Annotated in this window: 25 protein-coding genes, 1 tRNA gene and 4 pseudogenes; 11 read left to right on the top strand and 19 right to left on the bottom strand. The window is 50.4% G+C overall.

Annotation, left to right across the window (positions count from 1 at the left end; genetic code table 11):
* The 8 genes and pseudogenes from infB to ACD630_RS05780 all read right to left on the bottom strand — a co-directional run.
* Positions 1-2,670, bottom strand: a complete 2,670-nt coding sequence (gene infB, locus ACD630_RS05815) for a translation initiation factor IF-2 (protein WP_430358408.1) — start codon at positions 2,668-2,670, stop codon at positions 1-3.
* 26 nt (positions 2,671-2,696) lie between these two features.
* Positions 2,697-4,208 carry a transcription termination factor NusA gene (gene nusA / locus ACD630_RS05810; protein ID WP_430358407.1) on the bottom strand — a complete coding sequence of 504 codons (1,512 nt, stop codon included), beginning with the start codon at positions 4,206-4,208 and terminating at the stop codon, positions 2,697-2,699.
* Positions 4,209-4,229: 21 nt separating this feature from the next.
* On the bottom strand, positions 4,230-4,682 hold the full coding sequence (gene rimP, locus ACD630_RS05805; protein WP_430358406.1) for a ribosome maturation factor RimP: 453 nt from the start codon (positions 4,680-4,682) through the stop codon (positions 4,230-4,232).
* A gap of 221 nt (positions 4,683-4,903) precedes the next feature.
* Positions 4,904-4,980: transfer RNA gene (locus tag ACD630_RS05800), tRNA-Met, on the bottom strand.
* Positions 4,981-5,437: 457 nt separating this feature from the next.
* Positions 5,438-5,638, bottom strand: coding sequence for a hypothetical protein (locus tag ACD630_RS05795; RefSeq protein ID WP_430358405.1), 201 nt, complete (start codon positions 5,636-5,638; stop codon positions 5,438-5,440).
* Positions 5,563-5,994, bottom strand: a complete 432-nt coding sequence (locus tag ACD630_RS05790; RefSeq protein WP_430359919.1) for a transposase — start codon at positions 5,992-5,994, stop codon at positions 5,563-5,565. The genes ACD630_RS05795 and ACD630_RS05790 overlap by 76 nt, the downstream gene beginning before the upstream one ends.
* Positions 5,995-6,018: 24 nt before the next feature.
* Complete coding sequence (locus ACD630_RS05785; RefSeq protein WP_430358404.1) at positions 6,019-6,384, bottom strand: IS630 transposase-related protein; 366 nt, start codon at positions 6,382-6,384, stop codon at positions 6,019-6,021.
* Positions 6,385-6,546: 162 nt separating this feature from the next.
* A pseudogene (locus tag ACD630_RS05780) lies at positions 6,547-7,109 on the bottom strand (IS5 family transposase); the annotation flags it as partial.
* A 167-nt stretch (positions 7,110-7,276) separates the two neighbouring features.
* Here ACD630_RS05780 and ACD630_RS05775 point away from each other — a divergent pair.
* The 3 genes and pseudogenes from ACD630_RS05775 to ACD630_RS05765 form a co-directional block, all read left to right on the top strand.
* Positions 7,277-7,630, top strand: a pseudogene (locus ACD630_RS05775) (transposase); the annotation flags it as partial.
* Between the two features lie 63 nt (positions 7,631-7,693).
* Complete coding sequence (locus tag ACD630_RS05770; RefSeq protein ID WP_430358403.1) at positions 7,694-8,617, top strand: IS5 family transposase; 924 nt, start codon at positions 7,694-7,696, stop codon at positions 8,615-8,617.
* A gap of 49 nt (positions 8,618-8,666) precedes the next feature.
* Positions 8,667-9,638, top strand: a pseudogene (locus tag ACD630_RS05765) (IS256 family transposase); the annotation flags it as partial.
* A gap of 133 nt (positions 9,639-9,771) precedes the next feature.
* On the opposite strand, the gene ACD630_RS05760 reads toward ACD630_RS05765, so the two are convergent.
* Positions 9,772-10,044 carry a filamentous hemagglutinin N-terminal domain-containing protein gene (locus ACD630_RS05760; protein ID WP_430359918.1) on the bottom strand — a complete coding sequence of 91 codons (273 nt, stop codon included), beginning with the start codon at positions 10,042-10,044 and terminating at the stop codon, positions 9,772-9,774.
* Between the two features lie 18 nt (positions 10,045-10,062).
* Here ACD630_RS05760 and ACD630_RS05755 point away from each other — a divergent pair, with 18 nt between their 5' ends.
* The 3 genes from ACD630_RS05755 to ACD630_RS05745 are packed head-to-tail and all read left to right on the top strand — an operon-like array spanning position 10,063 to position 11,016.
* On the top strand, positions 10,063-10,797 hold the full coding sequence (locus ACD630_RS05755; RefSeq protein WP_430358402.1) for an IS630 family transposase: 735 nt from the start codon (positions 10,063-10,065) through the stop codon (positions 10,795-10,797).
* The gene (locus ACD630_RS05750; RefSeq protein WP_430359917.1) at positions 10,724-10,888 is read left to right on the top strand and encodes a transposase; all 165 of its coding nucleotides are present in this window, start codon (positions 10,724-10,726) and stop codon (positions 10,886-10,888) included. Before ACD630_RS05755 ends, ACD630_RS05750 begins: the two co-directional genes overlap by 74 nt.
* Positions 10,813-11,016: a hypothetical protein gene (locus tag ACD630_RS05745; protein ID WP_430358401.1), complete on the top strand. Its 204-nt coding sequence runs from the start codon at positions 10,813-10,815 to the stop codon at positions 11,014-11,016. Before ACD630_RS05750 ends, ACD630_RS05745 begins: the two co-directional genes overlap by 76 nt.
* Before the next feature lie 114 nt (positions 11,017-11,130).
* Here ACD630_RS05745 and ACD630_RS05740 read toward each other — a convergent pair whose 3' ends face one another.
* A complete protein-coding gene (locus ACD630_RS05740; RefSeq protein WP_430358400.1) occupies positions 11,131-11,565 on the bottom strand; it encodes an N-acetyltransferase in 435 nt (144 codons plus the stop codon).
* Positions 11,558-12,124, bottom strand: a complete 567-nt coding sequence (locus ACD630_RS05735; RefSeq protein ID WP_430358399.1) for a DNA-3-methyladenine glycosylase I — start codon at positions 12,122-12,124, stop codon at positions 11,558-11,560. Before ACD630_RS05735 ends, ACD630_RS05740 begins: the two co-directional genes overlap by 8 nt.
* 246 nt (positions 12,125-12,370) lie before the next feature.
* Between ACD630_RS05735 and ACD630_RS05730 the strand changes: the two genes are divergently transcribed.
* From ACD630_RS05730 to glyS, 3 genes are all read left to right on the top strand, one after another.
* Positions 12,371-13,177: a sulfite exporter TauE/SafE family protein gene (locus ACD630_RS05730; RefSeq protein ID WP_430358398.1), complete on the top strand. Its 807-nt coding sequence runs from the start codon at positions 12,371-12,373 to the stop codon at positions 13,175-13,177.
* 242 nt (positions 13,178-13,419) lie between these two features.
* Positions 13,420-14,334, top strand: a complete 915-nt coding sequence (gene glyQ / locus ACD630_RS05725) for a glycine--tRNA ligase subunit alpha (protein ID WP_430358397.1) — start codon at positions 13,420-13,422, stop codon at positions 14,332-14,334.
* 5 nt (positions 14,335-14,339) lie between these two features.
* A complete protein-coding gene (gene glyS / locus ACD630_RS05720) occupies positions 14,340-16,409 on the top strand; it encodes a glycine--tRNA ligase subunit beta (protein ID WP_430358396.1) in 2,070 nt (689 codons plus the stop codon).
* Between the two features lie 325 nt (positions 16,410-16,734).
* On the opposite strand, the gene ACD630_RS05715 is transcribed toward glyS, so the two are convergent.
* The 3 genes from ACD630_RS05715 to ACD630_RS05705 form a co-directional block, all read right to left on the bottom strand.
* Positions 16,735-17,193 (bottom strand): aminotransferase class III-fold pyridoxal phosphate-dependent enzyme, encoded by a 459-nt coding sequence (locus ACD630_RS05715; RefSeq protein WP_430358395.1) that lies wholly within the window; start codon positions 17,191-17,193, stop codon positions 16,735-16,737.
* Positions 17,194-17,260: 67 nt separating this feature from the next.
* Complete coding sequence (locus tag ACD630_RS05710) at positions 17,261-17,854, bottom strand: aminotransferase class III-fold pyridoxal phosphate-dependent enzyme (protein WP_430358394.1); 594 nt, start codon at positions 17,852-17,854, stop codon at positions 17,261-17,263.
* Positions 17,779-17,970 (bottom strand): transposase, encoded by a 192-nt coding sequence (locus ACD630_RS05705; RefSeq protein WP_430358393.1) that lies wholly within the window; start codon positions 17,968-17,970, stop codon positions 17,779-17,781. The genes ACD630_RS05710 and ACD630_RS05705 overlap by 76 nt, the downstream gene beginning before the upstream one ends.
* A 194-nt stretch (positions 17,971-18,164) precedes the next feature.
* Here ACD630_RS05705 and ACD630_RS05700 point away from each other — a divergent pair, with 194 nt between their 5' ends.
* Positions 18,165-19,376 carry an IS256 family transposase gene (locus ACD630_RS05700; protein WP_430359916.1) on the top strand — a complete coding sequence of 404 codons (1,212 nt, stop codon included), beginning with the start codon at positions 18,165-18,167 and terminating at the stop codon, positions 19,374-19,376.
* On the opposite strand, the gene ACD630_RS05695 is transcribed toward ACD630_RS05700, so the two are convergent.
* The 4 genes and pseudogenes from ACD630_RS05695 to ACD630_RS05680 form a co-directional block, all read right to left on the bottom strand.
* A complete protein-coding gene (locus ACD630_RS05695; RefSeq protein ID WP_430359915.1) occupies positions 19,305-19,532 on the bottom strand; it encodes a transposase in 228 nt (75 codons plus the stop codon). The genes ACD630_RS05700 and ACD630_RS05695 overlap by 72 nt on opposite strands.
* Complete coding sequence (locus tag ACD630_RS05690) at positions 19,454-19,894, bottom strand: IS630 transposase-related protein (RefSeq protein ID WP_430358392.1); 441 nt, start codon at positions 19,892-19,894, stop codon at positions 19,454-19,456. Before ACD630_RS05690 ends, ACD630_RS05695 begins: the two co-directional genes overlap by 79 nt.
* A 64-nt stretch (positions 19,895-19,958) precedes the next feature.
* Positions 19,959-20,999, bottom strand: coding sequence for an IS481 family transposase (locus ACD630_RS05685; RefSeq protein WP_430358391.1), 1,041 nt, complete (start codon positions 20,997-20,999; stop codon positions 19,959-19,961).
* Between the two features lie 169 nt (positions 21,000-21,168).
* Positions 21,169-21,645 (bottom strand): annotated as a pseudogene (locus ACD630_RS05680) (phosphorothioated DNA-binding restriction endonuclease); the annotation flags it as partial.
* Between the two features lie 116 nt (positions 21,646-21,761).
* Between ACD630_RS05680 and ACD630_RS05675 the strand changes: the two are divergent.
* On the top strand, positions 21,762-23,201 hold the full coding sequence (locus ACD630_RS05675; RefSeq protein WP_430358390.1) for a glycoside hydrolase family 1 protein: 1,440 nt from the start codon (positions 21,762-21,764) through the stop codon (positions 23,199-23,201).
* A 514-nt stretch (positions 23,202-23,715) separates the two neighbouring features.
* Here ACD630_RS05675 and ACD630_RS05670 read toward each other — a convergent pair.
* Positions 23,716-25,260, bottom strand: a complete 1,545-nt coding sequence (locus ACD630_RS05670) for a S10 family peptidase (protein ID WP_430358389.1) — start codon at positions 25,258-25,260, stop codon at positions 23,716-23,718.
* Positions 25,261-25,273: the final 13 nt, after the last annotated feature.

Raw genomic sequence — 25,273 nt, 5'->3', positions numbered from 1 at the left:
TTAGGCGATAGTACGTTTAATCTCGATAACTTCGAACACTTCGATGTTATCGCCAACACGCACGTCGTTGTAGTTCTTAACGCCGATACCACATTCCATGCCGTTACGCACTTCGTTAACGTCATCTTTGAAGCGGCGCAGAGATTCCAGCTCGCCTTCATAGATAACCACGTTGTCACGCAGCACACGAATCGGGTTGTGACGTTTCACGATACCTTCCGTCACCATACAGCCAGCGATTGCACCAAACTTCGGTGATTTGAACACATCGCGAACTTCGGCAAGACCGATGATCTCTTGCTTGTATTCCGGTGCCAGCATACCGCTCATCGCCTGCTTCACTTCGTCGATCAGATCATAGATGACGGAGTAGTAACGCAGATCCAGACTTTCCGCTTCGACAATGCGACGAGCAGAAGCATCGGCACGAACGTTGAAGCCCAGAATGATAGCGTTGGATGCCGCAGCCAGCGTCGCGTCGGTTTCGGTGATCCCACCGACCCCGGAGCCCACAATCTTCACTTTTACTTCGTCGGTGGAGAGTTTCTGCAACGAATCTGCAATTGCTTCCACGGAGCCCTGAACGTCGGCTTTCATCACGATGTTCAGTTCGGACACTTCGCCTTCGGTCATGTTGGCGAACATGTTTTCCAGCTTGGATTTTTGCTGACGCGCCAGTTTCACTTCGCGGAACTTACCTTGACGATAGAGTGCCACTTCACGGGCTTTCTTCTCGTCACGCACCACGGTGGCTTCATCACCTGCAGCCGGAACACCGGACATGCCGAGGATTTCTACCGGAATGGACGGACCCGCTTCGGTAATTTCACGACCCAGCTCATCACGCATGGCGCGCACGCGGCCATACTCAAAACCGCACAGTACGATATCGCCCTTGTTAAGCGTACCTTCGCGTACCAGTACCGTTGCTACCGGGCCACGGCCTTTGTCTAGGAAGGATTCAATGACCACGCCGCTTGCCATACCTTTACGGATAGCCGTCAGCTCCAGCACTTCTGCTTGCAGCAGAATCGCGTTAAGCAGATCATCAATGCCCGTACCGGCTTTGGCTGACACAGGAACAAACTGGCAATCGCCACCCCACTCTTCAGGGATGATACCGTATTGCGTCAGTTCATTTTTGACGCGATCCGGATCGGCTTCTGGCTTGTCAATCTTGTTGACCGCGACCACCACCGGCACCTTGGCCGCTTTGGCGTGTTGAACGGCTTCGATGGTCTGTGGCATCACACCGTCATCGGCTGCAACCACCAACACCACGATATCCGTTGCCTGCGCACCACGTGCACGCATCGCGGTGAACGCGGCGTGGCCCGGGGTATCCAGGAAGGTGATCATGCCATTTTCAGTCTCAACGTGGTAGGCACCGATGTGCTGGGTGATCCCGCCCGCTTCGCCCGCCGCCACTTTGGTGGAGCGGATGTAGTCCAGCAGAGAGGTTTTACCGTGGTCAACGTGACCCATGATGGTCACGACCGGTGCGCGCACTTCCGCAGCGACACCGGTATCACGGTCGCTCATTACCGCTTCTTCCAGCTCATTTTCGCGACGCAGGATGACCTTGTGGCCCATATCTTCTGCCACTAATTGTGCCGTTTCCTGATCGATAACCTGGTTGATGGTTGCCATGGCACCCAGCTTCATCATCGCCTTGATGACCTGGGAACCTTTCACCGCCATCTTGTTCGCCAACTCAGCAACGGTAATGGTCTCGCCGATCATGACGTCACGGTTAACCGCTTGAACTGGCTTGTTAAAGCCCTGCTGCAACGAGCTAGGTTTACGTTTACCTTTGCCACCGCGAGTTGCGGCACGCGCTTCTTCACGGTCAGCCTTGCTTTCAGATAGGCGGTTGCCTTTCTTCTGCTTGGTGACTTTGGCGCTGCGGGTGCGGCCACGAGGATTACTCTCGACTTCGCGATCGTTTTCATCTTCTGCAACGCGGGCATGGTGGGAAGTGGTTACGTGATAGTCAGTGCTATCCTCTTCTTCACTGCTCGGCGTCTCACTAGCCCATTTAGCGGCATTCTCTTCCGCCATGCGGCGTGCTTCTTCAGCAACGCGGCGGGCATCTTCCTCAACCTTCAGGCGGGCAGTTTCTTCAGTTTTTCGCTTCAGCTCAGCAGCCTCTGCCTCACGGCGGGCCTTCTCTGTCGCCGGAACAGATTTCGTCATACTGGTATTTTGATGATTGCTCAATTTGTCTTTTTCCGCTGCGTCACGCTTGGTTTTTTCAGCGACCTCTCGCTTGGCTTGCTCTTCAGCTTCACGTTTCGCTTTTTCAGCCGCCTCACGTTGAGCCAGTTCTTCCGCTTCCTGCCGTGCACGCTCTTCTTCTTCAGCCTGCTGACTGTTCAGCGGATCGCGCTGAACATACGTGCGTTTTTTGCGAACTTCAATCTGCACTGATTTACTTTTTCCGCCAGTGCTCGGAATATTCAAGGTGCTACGCGTTTTACGTTGCAGAGTCAACTTACCGGCCGCAGAACCGCGTTCGCGGTTCAAATGCTCCAGCAGCGTCTCTTTTTCCTGCTGGGACACGTTATCCGATGCAGACTTGGTAATTCCCGCATTAGCAAATTGCTGTATCAGGCGGTCTACCGGAGTTTGAATCTCTACGGCCAGCGATTGTATGGTTACTTCTGTCATGCTGTTCCTTTCCTGCTACAGTGTCGTTATTCGTTTTCGTCGCCGAACCAGCAGATATTACGGGCGGCCATGATCAACTCACCGGCCTTCTCATCGTTCAGCCCTTCAATATCCGTCAGGTCGTCAACGCCCTGCTCAGCAAGATCTTCCAGCGTACATACTCCACGCGCGGCGAGAGTGAACGCCAACTCGCGCGGTAAAACCGGTAAACTGAGCAAATCTTCAGCCGGTTGGCCACTGCCACGGCTCTCTTCCTGCGCCAACGCCAATGTGGTCAATGCCGCTTTGGCACGCTCACGCAGTGCTTCGATGGTTTCCTCATCCAGACCATCGATCTCTTGGAGTTCCTTGATAGGCACATAGGCCAGTTCTTCAAGTGAGGAGAAACCTTCTTCAACCAGCACGGTGGCAAACTCTTCGTCGATATCCAAGTGCTTGGTAAAGACGTCAATTGCCGCGTGTGCTTCCGCCTGATGCTTGGCTTGCAGGTCTTCCACGGTCATCACGTTCAGTTCCCAGCGGTCATCTGAACGATGCTGTTTCAGCAGTTGGGAAGCCAGACGCACGTTCTGCCCGTTGCGGCCAATCGCCTGTGCCAAGTTGCTGGACTCTACGGCGATATCCATGGTGCAGGTATCTTCGTCAACCACGATGGAAACGACGTCTGCCGGTGCCATGGCGTTGATGACGAACTGTGCCGGATGATCGTCCCACAGAATGATATCAATGCGTTCGCCGCCCAGTTCGCTGGATACGGCCTGCACACGCGCACCGCGCATGCCCACGCACGCCCCCACAGGGTCGATACGCTTGTCGTTGGTTTTCACTGCGATTTTAGCGCGAGAACCCGGATCGCGAGCAGCCGCTTTGATCTCGATAACTTCTTCGCCAATTTCCGGCACTTCGATGCGGAACAGTTCCTCCAGCATTTCAGGGCGTGAACGGCTGACAAACAGCTGTGCGCCACGCGCTTCCGGTCTTACTGAGTACAGCACGCCGCGAATGCGGTCGCCCGGACGGAAATTTTCACGCGGCAGCATATCTTCACGGCCAATCACCGCTTCTGCGTTGTTGCCCAGATCCAACGAAATGTTGTCGCGGTTCACTTTTTTGACCACGCCAGTGACAATATCGCCTTCCTGCTCACGGAACTGATCGACCACCATGGCACGTTCAGCTTCACGTACTTTCTGTACGATAACCTGTTTGGCCGTTTGTGTGGTGATACGGTCAAACGTGACCGATTCGATCTGGTCTTCAATGTAACCGCCGAGTTCAATGCTCGGATCTTCAAATTGGGCTGCAACCAACGTGATTTCACGCGTTGGTTGCGTCACTTCGTTAACAGCAATCCAACGGCGAAACGTATCGAAATCGCCGGTTTTGCGATCGATGCAAACTCGAACATCAATTTGCTGTTCGTATTTTTTCTTTGTCGCTGTCGCTAGCGCAGTTTCCAGTGCTTCAAAAATTTTTTCGCGCGGAACGGCTTTTTCGTTGGAAACTGCTTCAACAACAGCCAGAATCTCTTTGTTCATTCTAGTTGCCTCATCCAAACTTTAAAAGTGGGGTGCCAGGTTCGCCTTCTGGATGTTGCTCAGTGCGAACACTTCATCTTTGCCTTCCACTGTTACGGTAATCATCTCACCTTCAACGGATTTGATAATTCCCGCCCATTTACGACGGTTTTGTACCGCCATGCGCAGCACTAGGGTCACTTCTTCGCCGAGGAAACACACGTAATGTTCTGCGATGAATAAAGGACGATCTAGGCCAGGTGATGACACTTCCAGGTTATAGGCAACCGTAATGGGATCTTCGACATCCAGCACCGCACTCACCTGGTGGCTGACATCAGCACAATCATCAACTGTGATGCCGTCTTCACTATCAATATAGATACGCAGCGTCGATTGGCGACCACGGACAAACTCAACGCCCACCAATTCGTATTCTAATGCTTCAACGGGTGCCGAGATCATCGCTGTCAATTTCTGTTCTAATGTGGACAAGCCCACCCCCAAGACATAAAAAAAGGGCTAAAAGCCCAGTCATGTTGTTGCCAAATAACAAAAAACCCCGAAATATCGGGGCTTTATGCAACTGGACCCTATATACCGCAACAGGCCGCGGTATTACTTCTCGCAAGGATTTTTTCAAAAAACCGCTGTGGGTGTCATAACCGCCACTCAGAGTTCATTTGAAAAAAAAAACTTAAGCGAAAGAAGTGATTTGGTTGCGGGGGCCGGATTTGAACCGACGACCTTCGGGTTATGAGCCCGACGAGCTACCAAGCTGCTCCACCCCGCGTCCGAAAACGGGCAAATAGTACGCCGCCAACCGTGAAAAAGCAAGCTATCAATCAGAGATGATGCGAGGACAAGATCTGAAATCTTCCTCTATTCTATTGAAAAGAAAAGACAGTTGTCAACCCTTGAAAAACAGCCCGCCACGCCCGCACAAAAAACAGAGAAAAATGGCTTGATTCAGCGCAAAAACGCTGAAAAAAACAGCGTTTAAGTTGTATCCTTTATTTTAAGAAACTCAATTGGCAAAAAAACGCTCCCTATCGTGATGAAATGCGCCATTTAAAATAACAAACAGCACACCAAATCAGCATTTAATCCTTACACACCGCTCACCCGCTCATCTTGTAACCCACTGAGTAAAAATGTAAATTTACCGTAAAATTAGAGTGTGATAATAAGGAAACGAAATTTACAACTATCACCATTTTTAGGAATAATGCTAATGACATCGCCTTTTTTTAGTAACATCTTGTTATGCACAGCACAGCACAGCACAGCACAGCACAGCACAGCACAGCACAGCACAGCACAGCAAAATTAACACTAGGTTCAACAAACGTATAGCCAAGCGACTTAATTTTGATTATACCATATGGACTGAGAACAAAATCTCTGTATCGCAACCACCCTCTCTTTTTTTGCTTTTTGCTTGTGCCCATTTATGCTCAATGGGGTTAAGATCTGGCGAATATGTAGGCAAATACTCCACCATATACCCTGCATCGATGATGACTTGTTGAATATTATGTTTTTTGTGAAAAGTTGCATTGTCCATCACGATTACCCTGTTTTTAGGGAGTACTGGGATAAGGACTTGTGTGACCCAGGAATAGAAAACATCGCTGTTAATATTGATATCAAATAATCCGATAGCAAACAGCGTTGTGCCTAATAAAGCGCCGATAACATTTGTTCTTCCCTTGGCTCCCCCGTTCTTCAGGCCAAAACACCGTTGACCTTTTGGGGAATAGCCGTGAGTCCGTAGGGTATCGTGTGGAAAACCACTTTCATCAATAAAAACAATAGGTTTACCTTTTTTTCATACTGTTGTATTTTTTGTTGAAATGCTTGCCGGGCGCTTTCGTCGGCTTTCGGATGACGTAGAGTTTTTTTTATAGGTCAATCCCAGCTTTTTAAGAGCTTGCCAAATGGCCTTCTGACAAACGCCAAAACGCTCTGCACGTTCTTTTTGGTAAGCATCTGGATATGGTTCAACATCTTTTATCAACTCGGATTTATCGCTCTTTCGCTGACGCGTGGTCGATGCTTTTGACGCTATTTGATTAATCCAACGCGGTACAGAGGCAGGGCCAATCCGAAATTGCTTCGCTGTTTCTCGGATACTCAACCCTTCTTCTTCCCGTGTAGATATCACTTTACGTCTAAAATCAATTGAATAGCTCATTTAAATAATGTGATCAAAATTAAGTCGTTTAGCTATAGTGCATTCCCAGAGTAGGCTTTGTCAGCCAGTATAGCCAACCGACTTAAAAATGATTACAACAGATTCCCTGATATGCGGCAAAAAAGCATAGCTGGCTGCTATCAAAATAATGTCGGTTGGCTATACTACATGGCCACGACGCTTCATGTTGCCGTTCTGGCGTTGCACGCCAATTTCGTCCAGGAGTCGTAACGCAAACAGGCTTTCGTGACCCTGCCCAGCACTCAGTACGATGTTTAGCGGGATGCCGCTTCCGTCAGTCGCCATGTGGATTTTGGTGCCATAACCACCTCGTGAGCGACCCAGGCTATTATCGTTGGTAATATCGAGATGTTTTTTTGAGCGCCAGCCGCACATTTGAGCGCACGGATATTACTGCCATCCAGCACACTGGCTGACCAGTCAACAAGTCCATGAGCATCAAGAAATGAAAGTAACTTATTGAAAATAAAGTTAATGATTCCAGACTTTGACCATCTATTGAAACGGTTATAAACGGTTTTCCATGGGCCGTAACGTTCAGGTAAATCACGCCATGGTGCGCCTGAACACAGTATCCAGAACATGCCATTGAAGATTTTTCGATGTTCTGCCCACGGCCGGCAGGCTCGCGGAGATGTCAAAACGGTTGGCAACAAGGGCTCAATGATTGCCCATGCTTCATCAGAAAGATCGTAGCGAGCCATAATCAAAAGTGTCGTAGAAACAGATGGATACTATAGCTCAAGAAATTAAGGGACACACCCTAAAGTCATGAGTTATGCTCATTTCTGGTGTACGGGGTTTCGGGGAGGGTGGTGTATCCTGCTGATTGATTTCGTGGATGATTTCAACAACAGAGAGATGATACCCCATGAAAAAGTCTACTCTACAAGTCTCCGCAGAACCAGATATTGCCGGTGATCCCTTGCATGAACTCATTCGTAATGGTGCCAGGCAACTGATAGCTGCCGCTGTTGAGGTTGAGCTCGAAACCATGCTGCAACAACATGCTGAACGCTGCCTTGACGACGGGCGTCATGCTGTCGTTCGTAACGGCTATTTGCCACCGCGAACCATACAGACGGGTATTGGGGATGTTGAAATTAAAGTGCCTAAGGTCAGGGAGCGCAGCGGCAACGGAATATGCTTCAACAGCGCGTTGTTGCCGCCTTATCTGAAACGTGCAAAAAGCGTCGAAGAGTTGCTACCATGGGGCTTTGTTGAATAAATAGAACTTTTGGGTAATCATCGGAGCAGATCAACACAGTTGTTTCAAAATCAGCTCTCCATGGCAAAACAAAATTTTAAAATCACCAACTGGCCCTCTTATAACAAGGCCCTCAAGCAGCGCGCTTCTCTAACCGTATGGCTAGATGAATCAGCCATTGCTGCATGGACGGAAAAAAACACTACTGAACGGCGTGGACGACCGCTCCACTACTCAGATATGACCATCACCACAGTCCTGATGATGAAACGCGTGTTTGGCCTTTCATTGAGGGCTTTACAGGGCTTTGGTAACTCGATTTTTAAACTGATTAAATTGTCGCTCCATTGTCCAGACTATTCGCTGCTCAGCAAGCGAGCAAAGACAGTGAACATCAGCATAAAAACGCCAACCCGTGGTGAAATCTCACATCTGGTCATTGATGGAACCGGCCTGAAGGTCTTTGGCGAAGGCGAATGGAAAGTCCGGCAGCATGGTGCCGACAGACGCAGGGTATGGCGTAAGCTGCACCTGGCAGTAGACAGTGTGACGCATGAGATTATCTGTGCGGATTTGTCGCTCAGTGGTACGACTGATGCCCAAGCTCTACCGGCGCTGATAAACCAGACCCACCGGAAAATCAGAGAGGCATCGGCTGACGGCACTTACGATACAGTTTACTGCTATGATGCTCTGCTGAGAAAGAAAATAAGGCCGCTTATCCCGCCACGAAGGGAGGCGCAATATTGGCAAAATCGCTACCACGAGCGTAACCACGCTGTTGCAAATCAGCTCATTAGCGGTAGTAACGATATCTGGAAAAAGAAAGTGGGCTATCACCGGCGCTCAGTGGCTGAAACGGCCATGTTCCGGTTCAAAAGGCTTCTGGGTGGTCATCTAAGTCTAAGAGACTACGATGGTCAGGTGGGTGAAGCCATGGTCATGGTCAAAGCGCTTAACCTGATCACGCTATTAGGAATGCCGAACAGTATTCGCATCACGTAACAATCGACCCGTATGGGGCGCAGTCGTTACAAGTTCTGATTTATTCAACAAAGCCCTACCATGGCTGTACCTGCGAGGCATATCCACCGGTGATTTTCACGAAGCCCTGAGGGCGCTTCTCGGTGAAAAAGCTAATGGCCTCTCTGCCAGTACCATCAGCAGACTGAAACAGCAGTGGCTTGAAGAGCACAGGCAATGGTGCCTGCGTGATTTAAGCGATACGCGCTACGTTTATTTCTGGGCCGATGGCATATACAGCCATGTCAGGCAAGATGATTGCCTTTGCCTGCTGGTCATTATCGGCGTCACTGAACATGGACGTAAGGAGCTGGTTGCGGTCGAAGATGGTTATCGAGAGTCAGAAGCAAACTGGGCCGAACTTCTTAATGGCCTGCGAGCACGCGGCCTAACCGTATCTCCCAAGCTGGCTACGGGAGACGGTGCCCTTGGTTTTTGGAATGCAATGGCAAAGATATTCCCGGACACGCAGCACCAACGCTGTTGGGTGCACAAAACCGCTAATGTGTTGGCTTCACTCCCCAAAGCCATGCAACCGAAAGTTAAGGCTGAGCTGCGGGAGGTTTGGCTAGCAGAGAGCCGCGATGCCGCTAATGAAGCCTTTGATGTTTTGTTGGCAAGGTTTTCAGCGAAGTATCCTGCAGCGATGAAGAAGCTGGAGAAAGCTCGAGAAGAACTGCTGGCATTCTACGACTTCCCGTCAGAGCACTGGGCGTCAATAAGAACGACAAATCCGATTGAATCGGCTTTTGCGACTGTGAGGCTACGAAGCAGACGCGCGAAGAACGGTGGTTCGAGAGAAACAACCCTGTCAATGGTATTTAAGCTGCTCCAGTCAGCTCAGAAAAGCTGGAACCGACTAAGAGGATTTGACCTGCTGACCCTGGTTGTAAGCAACGTCCAATTTAAGGATGGAGAACAGATTCACGAAGCATCAGAGCGGAACGTAGCCTATCGCCATACACCTGATTTGCTAATAACTCAAAGCCATCATTGGCCGTAAAAGTTGTTTCCAAGCGTTCGAAAGTTTGCGCTGCTGTGCAGGAAGTAATGAATAACTATGTGTATAACAAATGCAGAAAATCACTGGGTTATTTTATGTATAAATTTGTTTTTATTAATTATTTATTTTTATGTTACTTTCCTCGAAGGAAATCCTCATCTTTGATGTCCAGCGTTGAGGCGACAAATCCACCGCCTACCTTGACGGAACCGGAGGAGGTAATCGCAATACCGTTCGGGTTAATCAGATAAACCTGTCCGTTCCCGGTGACGGCTCCGGCGATCGAGGAGCGAGTGGAGCCGGTTACCCGATTGAGGATCGCAGAGGAACTGCTCGGCTGAATAAAATTAACGGATTGCCCCTGACCGACAGAGAAACTGTTCCAGTTATAGCTAAACGACTTAATTTTGATTGCATTATTTAAATGAGCTATTCAATTGATTTTAGACGTAAAGTGATATCTACACGGGAAGAAGAAGGGTTGAGTATCCGAGAAACAGCGAAGCAATTTCGGATTGGCCCTGCCTCTGTATCGCGTTGGATTAATCAAATAGCGTCAAAAGCATCGACCACGCGTCAGCGAAAGAGCGATAAATCCGAGTTGATAAAAGATGATGTTGAACCATATCCAGATGCTTACCAAAAAGAACGTGCAGAGCGTTTTGGCGTTTGTCAGAAGGCCATTTGGCAAGCTCTTAAAAAGCTGGGATTGACCTATAAAAAAACTCTACGTCATCCGAAAGCCGACGAAAGCGCCCGGCAAGCATTTCAACAAAAAATACAACAGCATGAAAAAGAAGGCAAACCTATTGTTTTTATTGATGAAAGTGGTTTTCCACACGATACCCCACGGACTCACGGCTATTCCCCAAAAGGTCAACGGTGTTTTGGGCTGAAGAACGGGGGAGCCAAGGGAAGAACAAATGTTATCGGCGCTTTATTAGGCACAACGCTGTTTGCTATCGGATTATTTGATATCAATATTAACAGCGATGTTTTCTATTCCTGGGTCACACAAGTCCTTATCCCAGTACTCCCTAAAAACAGGGTAATCGTGATGGACAATGCAACTTTTCACAAAAAACATAATATTCAACAAGTCATCATCGATGCAGGGTATTATGGTGGAGTATTTGCCTACATATTCGCCAGATCTTAACCCCATTGAGCATAAATGGGCACAAGCAAAAAGCAAAAAAAGAGAGGGTGGTTGCGATACAGAGATTTTGTTCTCAGTCCATATGGTGTAATCAAAATTAAGTCGCTTGGCTATACCTTGCGAAGTTCCTGCGGGTACGAGAAGAATGTCGACAGGTTGGCCCAGTTTGACTGCCAGCTCAGGCTTATAGCAAGGCGACATTATTTTGATAACAATTAGCTGTATTTTTTGCCACATATCAGGGCATTGGCTGTAATCATTTTTAAGTCGGTTGGCTATATTGGCAGGCAGGGCTGGTTATTGAAGGAATTTATGCAGGTTAGCCTGACATCGTCAGGCCGTTTTTTCCCATTGCATAATCTGCGCGGGGACATTTGTTTCCGCGGGGAACGTGCGTTTTACCGGGGAGAAGCCCAGCTTCTGGTAAAAGGCACAGGCGCGCAGGTTTTGTTCATACACTTCCAGACTCAGCACAGGGAAGCGCTGCTGCACATGGGTCATCAGCGCGACGCCCACGCCTTTGCCATGCCAGCGATGATGGACAAACAGTGCACCGACAAAACGTTGTTCCATCACGCTGATAAAACCGACGATCGCACCTTCAACCTCATAAACCCAAGTTTCTGAGTTGGGGATATACTGGTCGCGCACCAGCGGTTCGCTTTCCTGCCAATAGGTTGGGTTGATAAACGGGTGCGATCGGGTAGTGCTTTCCAGCCACAGGGGGAGAAGGAGGGCAAGATCCTCTGGCCGGTAGTCCCTAATCACGCGCGGCCTCTTGATAGCAGAAGCAGTCGGTAGTGTGATCGTTGACCAAACCAGCGGCTTGCATAAAGGCATAGCAGATGGTTGAGCCGATAAATTTGAAGCCGCGTTTTTTCAGCGCTTTCGACATGGCATCGGAAACGATGGTTTTGGCGGGCACATCGGACAGCGTGGTGGGGCTGTTGACCAACGGCGTATGGTTAACGAAAGACCAGATAAAATCGGAAAAAGACTCGCCCTGTGCTTCCATGTCACACCAGACGCGCGCGTTGGTGATGATGGCTTCAATTTTGCCGCGATGGCGGATAATGCCACTATCTTGTAACAAGCGCTCGACGTCTTCCTGCGTCATGCTTGCCACCCGTTTCGGGTCAAACTGATGAAAGCTTGCCCGGTAGTTTTCCCGCTTTTTCAATACCGTTATCCATGACAAACCAGCCTGCTGTCCTTCAAGACAGAGCAGTTCGAACAGTTTGACGCTCTCTTTGCACGGTTTGCCCCATTCCGTATCGTGATAATCGAGGTAAAGCGGGTCCTGGGTGACCCATGCGCATCGGTTCATGGTCGCGTTCCTGTGACGTGTGGCGCTTCTGTAATAAGTGCAGGCTATTGCAGTTTCATCAAGTTGTCATTTCATCATGATGTTGCTAAAGATAAGCGCGGTTCAATCACGATCATGGCAAAATTTAACTGTATATACAACCAGTTGTTTGTGTGCATGCTCACAAGAAATCAATAAGATCGGCGCGTGAAAGGCACTGCACTGGTTATACACTATTACACATTGCAAGCGGGGAAGGGGAAGCACATGGCTATTGAGTGGATCGTTGCCTATCTGGCGTTGGGCGGCGTTGTCGGGTTCGTGGCGGGGCTGTTGGGGATTGGTGGCGGCGGCATCATGGTGCCGATTTTAACGGCACTGTTTGCTGCACAGGGTGTACAAGGTGAGCATCTGGTGCATTTGGCTCTGGGCACCTCAATGGCGGCGATTGTCATTACCGCGATCTCCAGCTTGCGCACCCATCACCAGCATCAGGCGGTGTTATGGCCTGTGGTGCTGTGTATTACGCCAGCGATCCTTATCGGCACCTTTGCCGCTACTTGGTTGGCGACGCTGCTGCCTACGCGGGCGCTGGCGATCTTCTTTTCCTGCTTTATGGCCTATGTTTCATTGCAGATGGTGCTCAACATCAAACCCAAAGCGCAGCGCCAGCTGCCGGGAGTGGCTGGGGTATCGCTGGCGGGGCTGATTATCGGTGGTATTTCTGCGCTGGTGGCGATTGGCGGGGGATCACTCACCGTGCCGTTTCTGACCTGGTGTAATGTGCGCATTCAGCAGGCGATTGGCACGTCGGCGGCGGTGGGGCTGCCTATCGCGCTGGCGGGGGCGCTGGGTTATATGATTAACGGCTGGTCCACGGCGGGGATGCCTGCCTACACGCTGGGCTATGTCTCAGTGCCTACCGTGTTGCTGATTTCGGCGGTGAGCTTCTTTACCGCGCCGTTTGGTGCGCGTTTGGCGCATCGTTTGCCGGTTGCTACCTTGAAAAAGATCTTTGCCGCACTGCTACTGGTGCTAAGCCTGAAAATGTTGCAAACGGTGTTCACCGCCTGAGCCGATGGGCCGCGCCGGGCGAAACGGGCCTCTACATCAATATAGCCAAGCGACATTATTTTGATAACAATTAGCTGTATTTTTTGCCACATATCAGGGCATTGGCTGTAATCATTTTTAAGTCGGTTGGCTATAAAGTGCCGCTGAAGTGAAGTTGTTGCAGCATTCTGGCTGTATATCTTGCACTCAGAGGGTATACTGGCGCATTCCATATAAATCCACATGTATCGCGTGAATCTGACATGCAAAAGTTTGATACCAAGACCTTCCAAGGCCTGATCCTGACGTTGCAGGATTACTGGGCTGGCCAAGGCTGCACCATCGTCCAACCTTTGGATATGGAAGTCGGCGCTGGCACCTCTCATCCGATGACCTGTCTGCGCGCGCTGGGGCCAGAGCCTATTGCTGCTGCCTATGTACAGCCGTCGCGTCGTCCTACCGACGGTCGTTACGGGGAAAACCCGAACCGCCTGCAACACTATTATCAGTTTCAGGTCATCATCAAGCCGTCACCAGAAAATGTTCAGGAACTGTATCTCGGTTCTCTGAAAGAGCTGGGGCTGGACCCCACCATTCACGATATTCGTTTCGTGGAAGATAACTGGGAGAACCCGACGCTGGGTGCTTGGGGGCTAGGCTGGGAAGTGTGGTTGAACGGTATGGAAGTCACGCAGTTTACCTACTTCCAGCAGGTGGGGGGGCTTGAGTGCAAGCCGGTGACCGGCGAGATCACTTATGGTCTGGAACGTCTGGCAATGTACATTCAGGGTGTGGACAGCGTCTATGACTTGGTGTGGAGCGATGGCCCGCTGGGTAAAACCACCTACGGTGACGTGTTCCACCAAAACGAGGTGGAACAGTCCACCTATAACTTCGAATACGCCGATGTCGATTTCCTGTTTACCTGCTTCGAGCAGTACGAAAAAGAAGCGCAACAGCTGCTGGCGCTGGAAAAACCGCTGCCGCTGCCTGCCTACGAGCGCATTCTTAAAGCGGCGCACAGCTTCAACTTGCTGGACGCGCGTAAAGCCATTTCCGTTACCGAACGTCAGCGCTATATTTTGCGCATTCGCACGCTGACCAAAGCGGTGGCCGAAGCCTACTACGCTTCCCGTGAAGCGCTGGGCTTCCCGATGTGTAACAAGAAAGAGAGCTAACAGCGATGACTGACAAGACTTTTCTGGTGGAAATTGGCACGGAAGAGCTGCCGCCAAAGGCGCTGCGTTCTCTGGCGGAGTCCTTTGCCGCCAATTTCACCACTGAATTGGATAATGCCGGACTGACACACGGCGACGTGAGCTGGTTTGCTGCGCCGCGTCGTTTGGCGCTGAAAGTGGCGCAGCTGAGTGCCGCACAACCGGATCGTGAAGTCAAAAAACGTGGCCCGGCCATTGCTCAGGCGTATGACGCGGAGGGCAAACCGACCAAAGCGGCTGAAGGCTGGGCGCGAGGCTGCGGTATCACTGTCGATCAGGCAGAACGTTTGACGACGGACAAAGGCGAGTGGCTGTTGTATCGCGCGCTGCTAAAAGGCGGCAGCGCGCAGGGGCTGTTGGCGGATATGGTCGCAAACGCGCTGGCGAAACTTCCGATCCCGAAACTGATGCACTGGGGCGATAAAGAGACCCAGTTTGTGCGTCCGGTGCATACGGTAACGATGCTGTTGGGTGATGAACTGATCCCCGGTCAAGTACTGGGCATTGAATCCGCTCGCACTGTGCGCGGCCATCGCTTTATGGGAGAATCAGAATTCACCATCGATAACGCTGACCAATACCCGAGCATCCTGCTGGAGCGCGGCAAGGTTATCGCCGATTATGAAGCGCGTAAGGCGTTGATCAAAGCCGATGCGCAAGCGGCTGCGTGTCAGATTAGTGGTAATGCCGATCTGAGCGAAAGCCTGCTGGAAGAAGTGACCTCATTGGTGGAATGGCCAGTAGTGCTGACCGCGCAATTTGAAGAAAAATTCTTGGCAGTGCCTGCCGAAGCGCTGGTTTACACCATGAAGGGCGATCAGAAGTATTTCCCGGTGTATGACAACGCCGGAAAGCTGCTGCCGAATTTCATCTTTGTTGCCAACATTGAATCCAAAGATCCGCAACAGATTATTTCGGGTAACGAGAAAGTGGTGCGCCCGCGTCTGGCGGATGCCGAATTCTTCTTCAACACCGACCGTAAAAAACGTCTGGAAGATCATCTGCCGCGTCTGCAAACCGTGCTGTTCCAACAGCAGTTGGGTACATTGCGCGACAAGACCGATCGCATTCAGGCCTTGGCGGGCTGGGTGGCGGAGAAAATCGGTGCCGACGTTGCTCACGCGAAACGTGCCGGTTTGCTCTCCAAGTGCGATCTGATGACCAACATGGTGTTCGAATTTACCGACACCCAGGGCGTAATGGGGATGCACTACGCGCGTCACGACGGCGAAGCCGAAGACGTTGCCGTTGCCCTGAACGAACAGTATCAGCCGCGTTTTGCCGGAGATGCGCTGCCTGCGTCAGGCGTAGCCTGCGCATTGGCGATTGCCGACAAGATGGACACGCTGGCGGGCATTTTCAGCATCGGTCAACACCCGAAAGGGGATAAAGACCCGTTCGCGCTGCGCCGTGCTGCGCTGGGTGTGCTGCGTATTATCGTTGAGAAACAGATGCCGCTCGATCTGCAAACGCTGACGGAAGAAGCGGTACGCCTGTATGGCGACAAGCTGACCAACGCTAATGTGGTCGATGACGTGATCGAATTCATGCTTGGCCGTTTCCGCGCCTGGTATCAGGAAGAAGGTCATAGCGTGGACACCATTCAGGCGGTATTGGCCCGTCGCCCGACTCGCCCGGCAGATTTCGATGCCCGCGTGAAAGCGGTGAGTCATTTCCGTTCGCTGGATGCCGCTACTGCGCTGGCTGCGGCCAACAAGCGCGTGTCTAACATTCTGGCGAAATCCACCGATACGCTGAACACCAACATTGATGCTGCTCTGCTCAACGAGAAAGAGGAAATTCAACTGGCCACCTACGTAACCGCGCTGAAGAGCAAACTGGCACCCTGGTTTGCAGAAGGGCGCTACCAGGAAGCGTTGGCGGAACTGGCAGAACTGCGTGAACCGGTTGATAACTTCTTCGATAAGGTGATGGTTAACGCGGAAGATGAAAGCGTGCATCTGAACCGTCTGACGCTGCTTAATCAATTGCGTAACCTGTTCCTGAAAGTGGCGGATATTTCCGTATTGCAGTAAGTGAACAGCGCGACGCGTAGCATTTAAACAAATAAGGGCCGTTCATGCAGGAACGGCCCTTTTTTCTACCGTTGTCTTGTTACCGCTCTTCTTTCTCAAACGCTGTTTGCAGTGCCATCACCAGCGTATCGCAACCGGCTTTATCGATGGTTATAGCCAAGCGACTTAATTTTGATTACACCATATGGACTGAGAAGAGCCTGTACACGAGATTGTGTAATTGCCTGATTTTGATATAGCAAAACGACTTAAAAATGATTACAGCCAATGCCCTGATATGTGGCTAAAAAATACAGCTAATTGTTATCAAAATAATGTCGCTTGGCTATACCAGCGCCAGCATCAGCCCTTTGCCCCGTACGTTGCCCACGGAGCGGAAGCGTGACTCAAACGGCAGCAGTTGTCCCAGCAAGTATTCCCCCTGAAGTGCGGCATTGGCAGGCAGATTTTCCTGCTCAACAATATCCAACACCGCCATCCCGGCGGCGCAAGCCAGCGGGTGACCACCATAGGTAAAACCCGTCATCAGCAATCCACGCGCATCGCAGTTATCCAGATAGGCCGCTTCGATACGCTGATTCAGCACGGTAGCCGACAGCGGCACATATCCGGCGGTGAGTGCTTTGGCAAACACCATGATGTCTGGTTTTACGCCCCAACCGCGTGAACCAAACATCGCTCCGCTGCGGCCAAATCCGGTGACTACTTCATCGGCGATCAGCAGTACGCCGTATTTATCACAGATCTCGCGCACCAGCGGGCAGAAGTTATAGCCAAGCGACATTATTTTGATAACAATTAGCTGTATTTTTTAGCCACATATCAGGGCATTGGCTGTAATCATTTTTAAGTCAGTTGGCTATAAGACGATAAATCGGCAGGCCAGACACTGATGTGCCACCCATGTGTACGCCGTGATAGGCATTCTTTAGCGAGATAAAGCGTGTGCGTTGCGGCTTGCCTTGTAAAATCCAGTACTGACGCGCCACCTTGAGGGCGCTTTCCACACCGTCTGAGCCGCCCATGCCGTACAACACCCGCCGCATATCTTCTTGTTGCGTCATCTGAATGAGGCGATTAGATAGCGCTTCAGCCATCGGGTGGCTGAAGCCGTCAAACAGTTGGTAGTAAGCCAGTTCATCCATCTGTTTGGCGATGGCGGCTTTCACTTCCGGGCGATTGTGGCCCACGTTTACACACCACAGCCCAGCGAAGCCATCAAGCATTTTGCGCCCTTTATCATCCCAGATGTAGAGGCCGTCGCCTTTAACAATGCGCAGCGGTTCGCGTTCGGCCCAGTCATTCGGGTGTGCCATCGGCTGCCAAAAACGGTAATTGGTGTGGTTATAGCCAAGCGACTTAATTTTGATTACATCATGTGGACTGAGAACAAAATCTCTGTATCGCAACCACTCTCTCTTTTTTTGCTTTTTGCTTGTGTCCATTTATGCTCAATTGGGTTAAGATCTGGCGAATGTGTAAGCAAATACTCCACCATATACCCTGCATCGATGATGACTTGTTGAATATTATGTTTTTTGTAAAAAGTTGCATTGTCCATCACGATTACCCTGTTTTTAGGGAGTACTGGGATAAGGACTTGTGTGACCTAGGAATAGAAAACATCGCCGTTAATATTGATATCAAATAATCCGATAGCAAACAGCGTTGTGCATAATAAAGGAGCCTGTACACGAGATTGTGTAATTGCCTGATTTTGATATGTTCAATCCAACATCAAAAGCAGGTTACTTTATGGACGAAAAACAGTTACAGGCTCTGGCTAACGAGCTGGCCAAAAATCTCAAAACCCCTGACGCTCTCAACCCGTTTGATCGCCTGCTGAAAAAGATCTGCGTTGAAGCTGCCCTTAATGCTGAAATGACCCATCACCTCGGGCATGAGAAGCACCAGTCCAAATCTGGAACTAACACGCGCAATGGCTACTCCACAAAGACTGTTACCACCGGCGATGGTCCGCTGGAACTGCGTACACCACGTGATCGTGATGGTTCCTTTGAACCGCAACTGCTGAAGAAGAACCAGACCCTGTTCACCGGGATGGATAACCATATTTTATCGTTGTATGCCAAAGGGATGACCACCCGCGACATTGCCGCTGCGTTCAAAGAACTGTATGACGCGGATGTCTCACCCGCCCTGCTATCGAAGGTCACCGATGCCGTTATGGAGCAGGTTGTTGAGTGGCAAAATCGCCCCTTGGATGCGGTTTATCCCATTGTTTACCTTGACTGTATCGTTCTGAAAGTCCGGCAGGACAGCCGCGTTATCAATAAGTCTGTGTTCCTGGCGCTGGGTATCAATATCGAAGGCCAGAAAGAGCTACTGGGGATGTGGCTGACCGAAAATGAAGGTGCAAAGTTCTGGCTGAACGTGCTGACAGAACTGAAAAACCGTGGCCTGACCGACATCCTCATTGCCTGTGTGGACGGCCTGAAAGGGTTCCCGGATGCCATCATCAACACGGTCTACCCGGAAGCCCGCATCCAGTTGTGCATCGTGCACATGGTGCGCAACAGTCTGCGCTTCGTTGCCTGGAAGGACTATAAGGCGGTAACACGCGACCTCAAAGCAGTGTATCAGGCTCCAACCGAAGAGGCCGCGCTTCAGGCGCTGGAGACGTTCGGTGGGACATGGGATCACCACTATCCGCAGATAAGTCGGAGCTGGCAGTCAAACTGGGCCAACCTGTCGACATTCTTCTCGTACCCGCAGGAACTTCGCAAGGTAATCTACACGACGAACGCTATAGAATCACTGAACAGCGTGCTCCGGCATGCAATCAAGAAACGCAAGGTGTTCCCGACTGATGACTCGGTGAAGAAGGTCGTATGGCTGGCAATCCAGGCGGCATCACAGAAATGGACGATGCCCTTACAGGACTGGCGTATGGCAATGAGTCGCTTTATTATCGAGTTCGGTGAGCGTCTTGACGGTCACTTCTGAGGAAAGGCATTTACACAACATCTTAAACAGGCTCAAAGCGCCGATAACATTTGTTCTTCCCTTGGCTCCTCTGTTCTTCAGGCCAAAACACCGTTGACCTTTTGGGGAATAGCCGTGAGTCCGTGGTGTATCGTGTGGAAAACCACTTTCATCAATAAAAACAATAGGTTTACCTTCTTTTTCATACTGTTGTATTTTTTGTTGAAATGCTTGCCGGGCGCTTTCGTCGGCTTTCGGATGACATAGAGTTTTTTTTTATAGGTCAATCCCAGCTTTTTAAGAGCTTGCCAAATGGCCTTCTGACAAACGCCAAAACGCTCTGCACGTTCTTTTTGGTAAGCATCTGGATATGGTTCAACATCTTTTATCAACTCGGATTTATCGCTCTTTCGCTGACGCGTGGTCGATGCTTTTGACGCTATTTGATTAATCCAACGCGATACAGAGGCAGGGCCAATCCGAAATTGCTTCGCTGTTTCTCGGATACTCAACCCTTCTTCTTCCCGTGTAGATATCACTTTACGTGTACTAGCTCAGACCTGATCTGACAGTTACCGATTATTTATACAGGTGTCTGTCAGATTACATCTGGTTCAGATTCTTTTCTGCCCAGATCCGTTTTCCATCGAGTAAAGTGGCCATCGGCGTACGCCCGCAGCACATTTTTCCCTGATGAGTTCGCTCATTATTGTAATGCCACAACCAGTTGTCCAGATCTACCTGCAGGCTTTCCAGGTCTCCATATAACTTCTTGCCGAACGTAACCTGATAAAAATCCTGAAAAATGGTTTTATGGAAGCGCTCGCAGATGCCGTTCGTCTGCGGAGACATCGCCTTCGTTTTCGTATGTTCGATATCGTTGATAGCCAGATAAAGCTGATAATCATGCTGCTCCACTTTACCACAGTACTCCGTACCCCTGTCGGTCAGTATTCTCAGCACCGGCAGTCCCTGAGCCTCGTAGAACGGGAGTACGCGATCATTGAGCAGGTCGGCGGCGGTGGGCGGTGTTTTATTCGTATACAGCTTGCAGTGTGCCACTTTCGAGTACGTATCCACGAACGTCTGCTGGTAGATACGGCCCACACCCTTCAGATTGCCCACGTAGAAGGTGTCCTGCGAGCCCAGATACCCGGGATGTGCCGTCTCGATTTCACCGCAGGCCTCATCATCGTGCGCCTTCTTCTCCAGGGCTGCGATTTGAGCGTCGGTAAGGACAATGCCTTCTCTGGCGACCTTTTCCTCAAGCGCCTTCAGGCGTTTACGGAAGTTCTCCAGGTCGTGTCGTTGCCAGATGAAGCGCACGCCGCTGCCGGAGATAAATACGCCTTTTTTACGCAGCTCATTACTGGTCCGGTGCTGCCCATGGGGCGGGAACTCAATAGCATAATCAACAACCGCGCGTTCAGTGGCTTCGTCGGCGCGGTTCTTCAGGTTCGGAACCCGGCGGTTCTGGTTAACCAGCGCATCAATGCCGCCTTCAGCAGCCAGTTCCTGATAACGGTAAAATGTATCGCGTGACACGCCCATGCTCTTGCAGGCTTTTGATACGTTACCGAGTTCTTCGGCGAGATTGAGCAGGTCGGCTTTGTGTTTGATAATGGGATTGTTAGTATGAAGCATGAGAGTTACCTCGCGTTTTGTTTAAGGATTAGACACCCATATCAAAACCGGTAACTCTCAACCTTTCAAGGTCCAGTGTCAGATCTAGTCGCGACTAATACACTTTACCTCTAAAATCAATTGAATAGCTCATTTAAATAATGTAATCAAAATTAAGTCGTTTGGCTATAACGCCGCCGGAGATGCGGATGGTCAGGTTTTCATCCAGCCCGAACGCGCCCATATCAAAAGCATCATGATGCAGTGAGCACAGTGCCAGACCATTATTCACCACACATGGCCCGCCATAGGTTTTCCAGTGGATATGGGCTGCTTCAATACCAACCAGCGCACCATCCAGTCGTAGGTCGTAATCGCAGAAAGCACATCGGGAGTGGTAAGCTCGTAGCACGATATCTCTGAAGCGCGGATCGCGGTTCTTTGAGCGGTCGATAAAATCCAAACCTAGTTGGTTGGCGAGGATCCGCTGAATACTTTCGGGGAAACGATCCATCAGGATCTGCTGGACCAGTTGGTCAATCATTTCAGGGTGAGCTAGCAATTGCTGGTAAGCCGCTTCATCAAAGCCGCCCGCCATCTGGTTATCAATCAGCTCTTTTTTTGTCGGCTGGGTGTTCCCTTTACGCGGTTTGCAACCCTCCGTGTTGGTATAGCCAAGCGACATTATTTTGATAACAATTAGCTGTATTTTTTTGCCACATATCAGGGCATTGGCTGTAATCATTTTTAAGTCGGTTGTCTATATAACAAAAGGAGCAGCCTATGAGTACACGATTTCCTCCCGCATTCCTTTGGGGCGGAGCCACCGCCGCCAATCAGGTAGAAGGCGCATACGATGAAGCGGGCAAGGGACTGTCGATTGTGGACACCCTCCCAGGCGGCAAAGCACGATTAGCCATCGTTGCGTCCGAATCCTTCGATTTTTCGCTGGATACCGCGCGTTATACTTACCCTAACCACAAGGGCATCGACCATTATCACCGTTTCAAGGAAGATATCGCGCTGTTCGCTGAAATGGGCTTCAAGTGTTACCGTTTTTCCATTGCCTGGACCCGTATATACCCTAACGGTGTGGAACAAACGCCCAATGAAGCAGGTCTGGCACACTACAATGCGGTAATTGATACCTGTCTCGCCCACGGCATTGAACCGGTTATCACGATTTCTCACTACGAACTGCCGCTGCATCTGGCCACCGTCTATGGCGGTTGGAAAAACCGCGCACTGGTCGGTTTTTTCGAGCGTTTTTCTCGCACGGTGCTCGAGCGTTTCGGGCACAAGGTCAAATATTGGATGACCTTCAACGAGATCAACAGCGCGACGCATTTTCCGATCATGAGCCAGGGGCTCGTCGTCAAAACCGGAGCCCGGGACGCACAGGTGAAATTTCAGGCATGGCATCACCAGTTTGTCGCCAGCAGTCTGGCAACAAAAATTGCCCGCGAAGTTAATCCGAACATCCAGATGGGCTGCATGATTATTTATGCCACCACCTACGCCTACGACAGCAACCCGGTTAATCAGCTGGCGGCCATGCAACGCACGCAGTCCTTCAATTTCTATTGCGCCGATGTGCAAGCCAACGGCAAATACCCCTACTATGCGCAACGATTGTGGGACTCGCTCGACGTCACTTTAGCGATCGAACCCGGCGATCTTGAACTGCTGGCAAATCATACCGTCGATTACATCGGTTTCAGCTACTACATGTCGACCACCGTGAATGAAACCCACGCGGAGGGTGAAGACACCGAAGGCAATTTACTCGGGGGCACGCGCAACCCGTTTCTCGAGGCCAGCGAATGGGGATGGGAGATCGACCCAACTGGCCTGCGCATCGCGCTGAACCAGCTCTATGACCGATACGGTAAGCCCCTGTTTGTGGTTGAAAACGGATTAGGTGCGATCGATAAACCCGACAGCAACCTCTACGTGGCGGACGATTACCGCATCAATTATCTGCGCCAGCATATTGAGGCGATGGCCGATGCCATTGCTGACGGTGTGACACTGATGGGCTATACCCCTTGGGGCTGTATCGATCTGGTCAGCATGTCGACGGGCGAAATGTCCAAGCGCTATGGCTTTATTTATGTCGATCTCGATGACACTCTTTCTGGCAGCGGCGATCGCCACAAAAAAAAATCCTTCGCATGGTATCAAAAGGTCATTGCCACCCACGGCGAAGATCTCACGCCCTAAAAATGGCGCAAAAAAACGCTTGCCAATAAACGGCAAGCGTTGAATAAGATCAGGTCATAAAAGACTACAGTAGAGTGCCTCACTCAACGTAATGTCCCATGGTGTCGTGAAATGCAGTGAAAACGGCTAATCACGACGTCATCTGGAGGTGGACGATAGGCACCTGTAAACGGCTCTGCGTCATTCCCAAGATTATGAAGCCGAAGCAAACATAGAAGGCGGAATGAGCATCTCGGGGTTATATTAGCATGAACCGTGCCAGATCGTCGTGGTATTGAAAACAAAAAAATAAATCAACCTAATTGATTGAAAAATATATAATTTAAAACGCATCGATTTCGCAACCCATCCTTCTGGCTGATAGCTTGCGCCAAGCATGAATAACCAAACTGTCTCCGAATAGAGACGCAACGTTAGGTTTTATTTTTTCATGTTTTATTTCAATTGCTTATATGTCTCTATATGGAGACATATAAGCAGGGCTTCTGTCGCCATTTTCCAACAGTCTGCTGAACTATCCCGCAATAAAGTTACGCAGATCCTGATGTAACTGTTGCAGCGATTTTTCATCAAGATAGGGCAAATGCCCCGACTCATACCGATTAAATTGCAGATTAGCGCGCAGTTTTTCAGGCAAAGAGAGGTGATTGAGGTGATATTGCGCGACAAAGTAAGGTGTCGCCAGATCGTAGATCCCCCCGAGCACCATCACTTTCATGTGCGGATTCATTTTCATGGTTTCGGACAATGCAGGCAGTAGATTGAAAGAACGGTTTTCTGGCGTCATATTCCAATAGTAAATGGCATTCGAGTCAGAAACATAATCTTGCACCGTATTCACGTTCAATGCTTTTGCCAGATAGTCGCGGTACGCGGAAATAAACCCAGAGCCGATAGTCATAACCGGATCGTAATCGCTCCGCGCAGCCATTTTATCCAGCGAGGCGCCTCGATAACGGCCGTCAGCACGGCTGACCGTATCGCCCTGCTCTGTCAGCAGTTGTTTAACAAACAGCGGGCCTGAAACGCGCAAATCAGCCTTAACCCATTCCCGCGCAGGTATACCGGTGTAGCAGGAAAGTTGCTCAGCAAGCTCTGCTTTCTGCGATTCTGGCAAGAGATTGCCCTGAGCCAACGCCTGTGCATAAGGACCAAGGGAAAACTGTTCAACCTCAGTCAGCAAATGATCCAGATTTTCTGCGACGTTTGCCGAATGCTGATAGTAATGGGCGATTGCCGCATAGGTTGGCAACGCCAGGTAATAGGGCTGATCGATGCCGGGGTTGGATTCAGGACGATCGATATCAATATCCTGGCTCAAATACTGCGACAGCAAAATAATACCGTTAACATCGACGTTGTGCTGCACCTTCAGCAGGTTTGCCAGCGCCACCGTACGCGTCGTACCGTAACTCTCACCAAGCAGGTAACGCGGCGCATTCCAGCGCTGATAACGGCTCAGAAACTGCGTGATAAATTGCGCAAACGCGTGTGCGTCTCCATTAATGCTGTAGGTGTCATTCTTCTTTTGACGCTTCTGCGCCTGCCGCTCCTGAACATTGGCCGCATTGCTGATAAACTGACCAAATCCGGTGCCCGGCGCATCGATAAAGACCAGATCGCTGACATCAAGCAGAGAATAGGCATTATCGATAACCGGATAAGGCGGCAATACGGGTTTGTCCGGCGTGCTGGTGACCACCCGCTTTGGCCCTAAACCTCCCATATGCAGCCAGACGGAAGAAGAACCCGGTCCGCCGTTATAGATAAACGTGATCGGCCGATTCTCCGGCTTCGCCGTCTTCTCCACCGATTTAAAGTAGGCCACGTAGGACAAGGTCGCGATCGGTTCATCGGGATCGTCCGTATTCAGTGCTAATGCGCCCGCTTCGGAACGATAATTAAGGAGACCCTGGTTAAGTTTCACTTGCCCTTCACTCATCACAACATCACTCAGTGCCGGAGCCTGTTCCGGTACTGGCGGCGGTGATGCCATGGCAAACGCGGAGCTTAAGCATAAAGACATCATTATAAAAACAAAACGTTGCAAGTTATTCATGGTATTCCTTTTA

This window comes from Symbiopectobacterium sp. RP (genome assembly GCF_050472005.1).
GTDB lineage: Bacteria > Pseudomonadota > Gammaproteobacteria > Enterobacterales > Enterobacteriaceae > Symbiopectobacterium.
Note: the sequence above shows the minus strand (reverse complement) of the source record. Positions and strands in the feature narration are given on the sequence as shown.

Excerpts from the sequence above, each read along its gene's own strand:
- infB (WP_430358408.1), bottom strand. The coding sequence starts at position 2,670 with ATGACAGAAGTAACCATACAATCGCTGGCCGTAGAGATTCAAACTCCG.
- nusA (WP_430358407.1), bottom strand. The coding sequence starts at position 4,208 with ATGAACAAAGAGATTCTGGCTGTTGTTGAAGCAGTTTCCAACGAAAAA.
- ACD630_RS05795 (WP_430358405.1), bottom strand. The coding sequence starts at position 5,638 with ATGGGCACAAGCAAAAAGCAAAAAAAGAGAGGGTGGTTGCGATACAGA.
- ACD630_RS05785 (WP_430358404.1), bottom strand. The coding sequence starts at position 6,384 with ATGAGCTATTCAATTGATTTTAGACGTAAAGTGATATCTACACGGGAA.
- ACD630_RS05770 (WP_430358403.1), top strand. The coding sequence starts at position 7,694 with ATGGCAAAACAAAATTTTAAAATCACCAACTGGCCCTCTTATAACAAG.
- ACD630_RS05755 (WP_430358402.1), top strand. The coding sequence starts at position 10,063 with ATGAGCTATTCAATTGATTTTAGACGTAAAGTGATATCTACACGGGAA.
- ACD630_RS05745 (WP_430358401.1), top strand. The coding sequence starts at position 10,813 with ATGGGCACAAGCAAAAAGCAAAAAAAGAGAGGGTGGTTGCGATACAGA.
- ACD630_RS05735 (WP_430358399.1), bottom strand. The coding sequence starts at position 12,124 with ATGAACCGATGCGCATGGGTCACCCAGGACCCGCTTTACCTCGATTAT.
- ACD630_RS05730 (WP_430358398.1), top strand. The coding sequence starts at position 12,371 with ATGGCTATTGAGTGGATCGTTGCCTATCTGGCGTTGGGCGGCGTTGTC.
- glyQ (WP_430358397.1), top strand. The coding sequence starts at position 13,420 with ATGCAAAAGTTTGATACCAAGACCTTCCAAGGCCTGATCCTGACGTTG.
- glyS (WP_430358396.1), top strand. The coding sequence starts at position 14,340 with ATGACTGACAAGACTTTTCTGGTGGAAATTGGCACGGAAGAGCTGCCG.
- ACD630_RS05715 (WP_430358395.1), bottom strand. The coding sequence starts at position 17,193 with ATGTCGCTTGGCTATAACTTCTGCCCGCTGGTGCGCGAGATCTGTGAT.
- ACD630_RS05710 (WP_430358394.1), bottom strand. The coding sequence starts at position 17,854 with ATGGACACAAGCAAAAAGCAAAAAAAGAGAGAGTGGTTGCGATACAGA.
- ACD630_RS05705 (WP_430358393.1), bottom strand. The coding sequence starts at position 17,970 with ATGGACAATGCAACTTTTTACAAAAAACATAATATTCAACAAGTCATC.
- ACD630_RS05700 (WP_430359916.1), top strand. The coding sequence starts at position 18,165 with ATGGACGAAAAACAGTTACAGGCTCTGGCTAACGAGCTGGCCAAAAAT.
- ACD630_RS05685 (WP_430358391.1), bottom strand. The coding sequence starts at position 20,999 with ATGCTTCATACTAACAATCCCATTATCAAACACAAAGCCGACCTGCTC.
- ACD630_RS05675 (WP_430358390.1), top strand. The coding sequence starts at position 21,762 with ATGAGTACACGATTTCCTCCCGCATTCCTTTGGGGCGGAGCCACCGCC.
- ACD630_RS05670 (WP_430358389.1), bottom strand. The coding sequence starts at position 25,260 with ATGAATAACTTGCAACGTTTTGTTTTTATAATGATGTCTTTATGCTTA.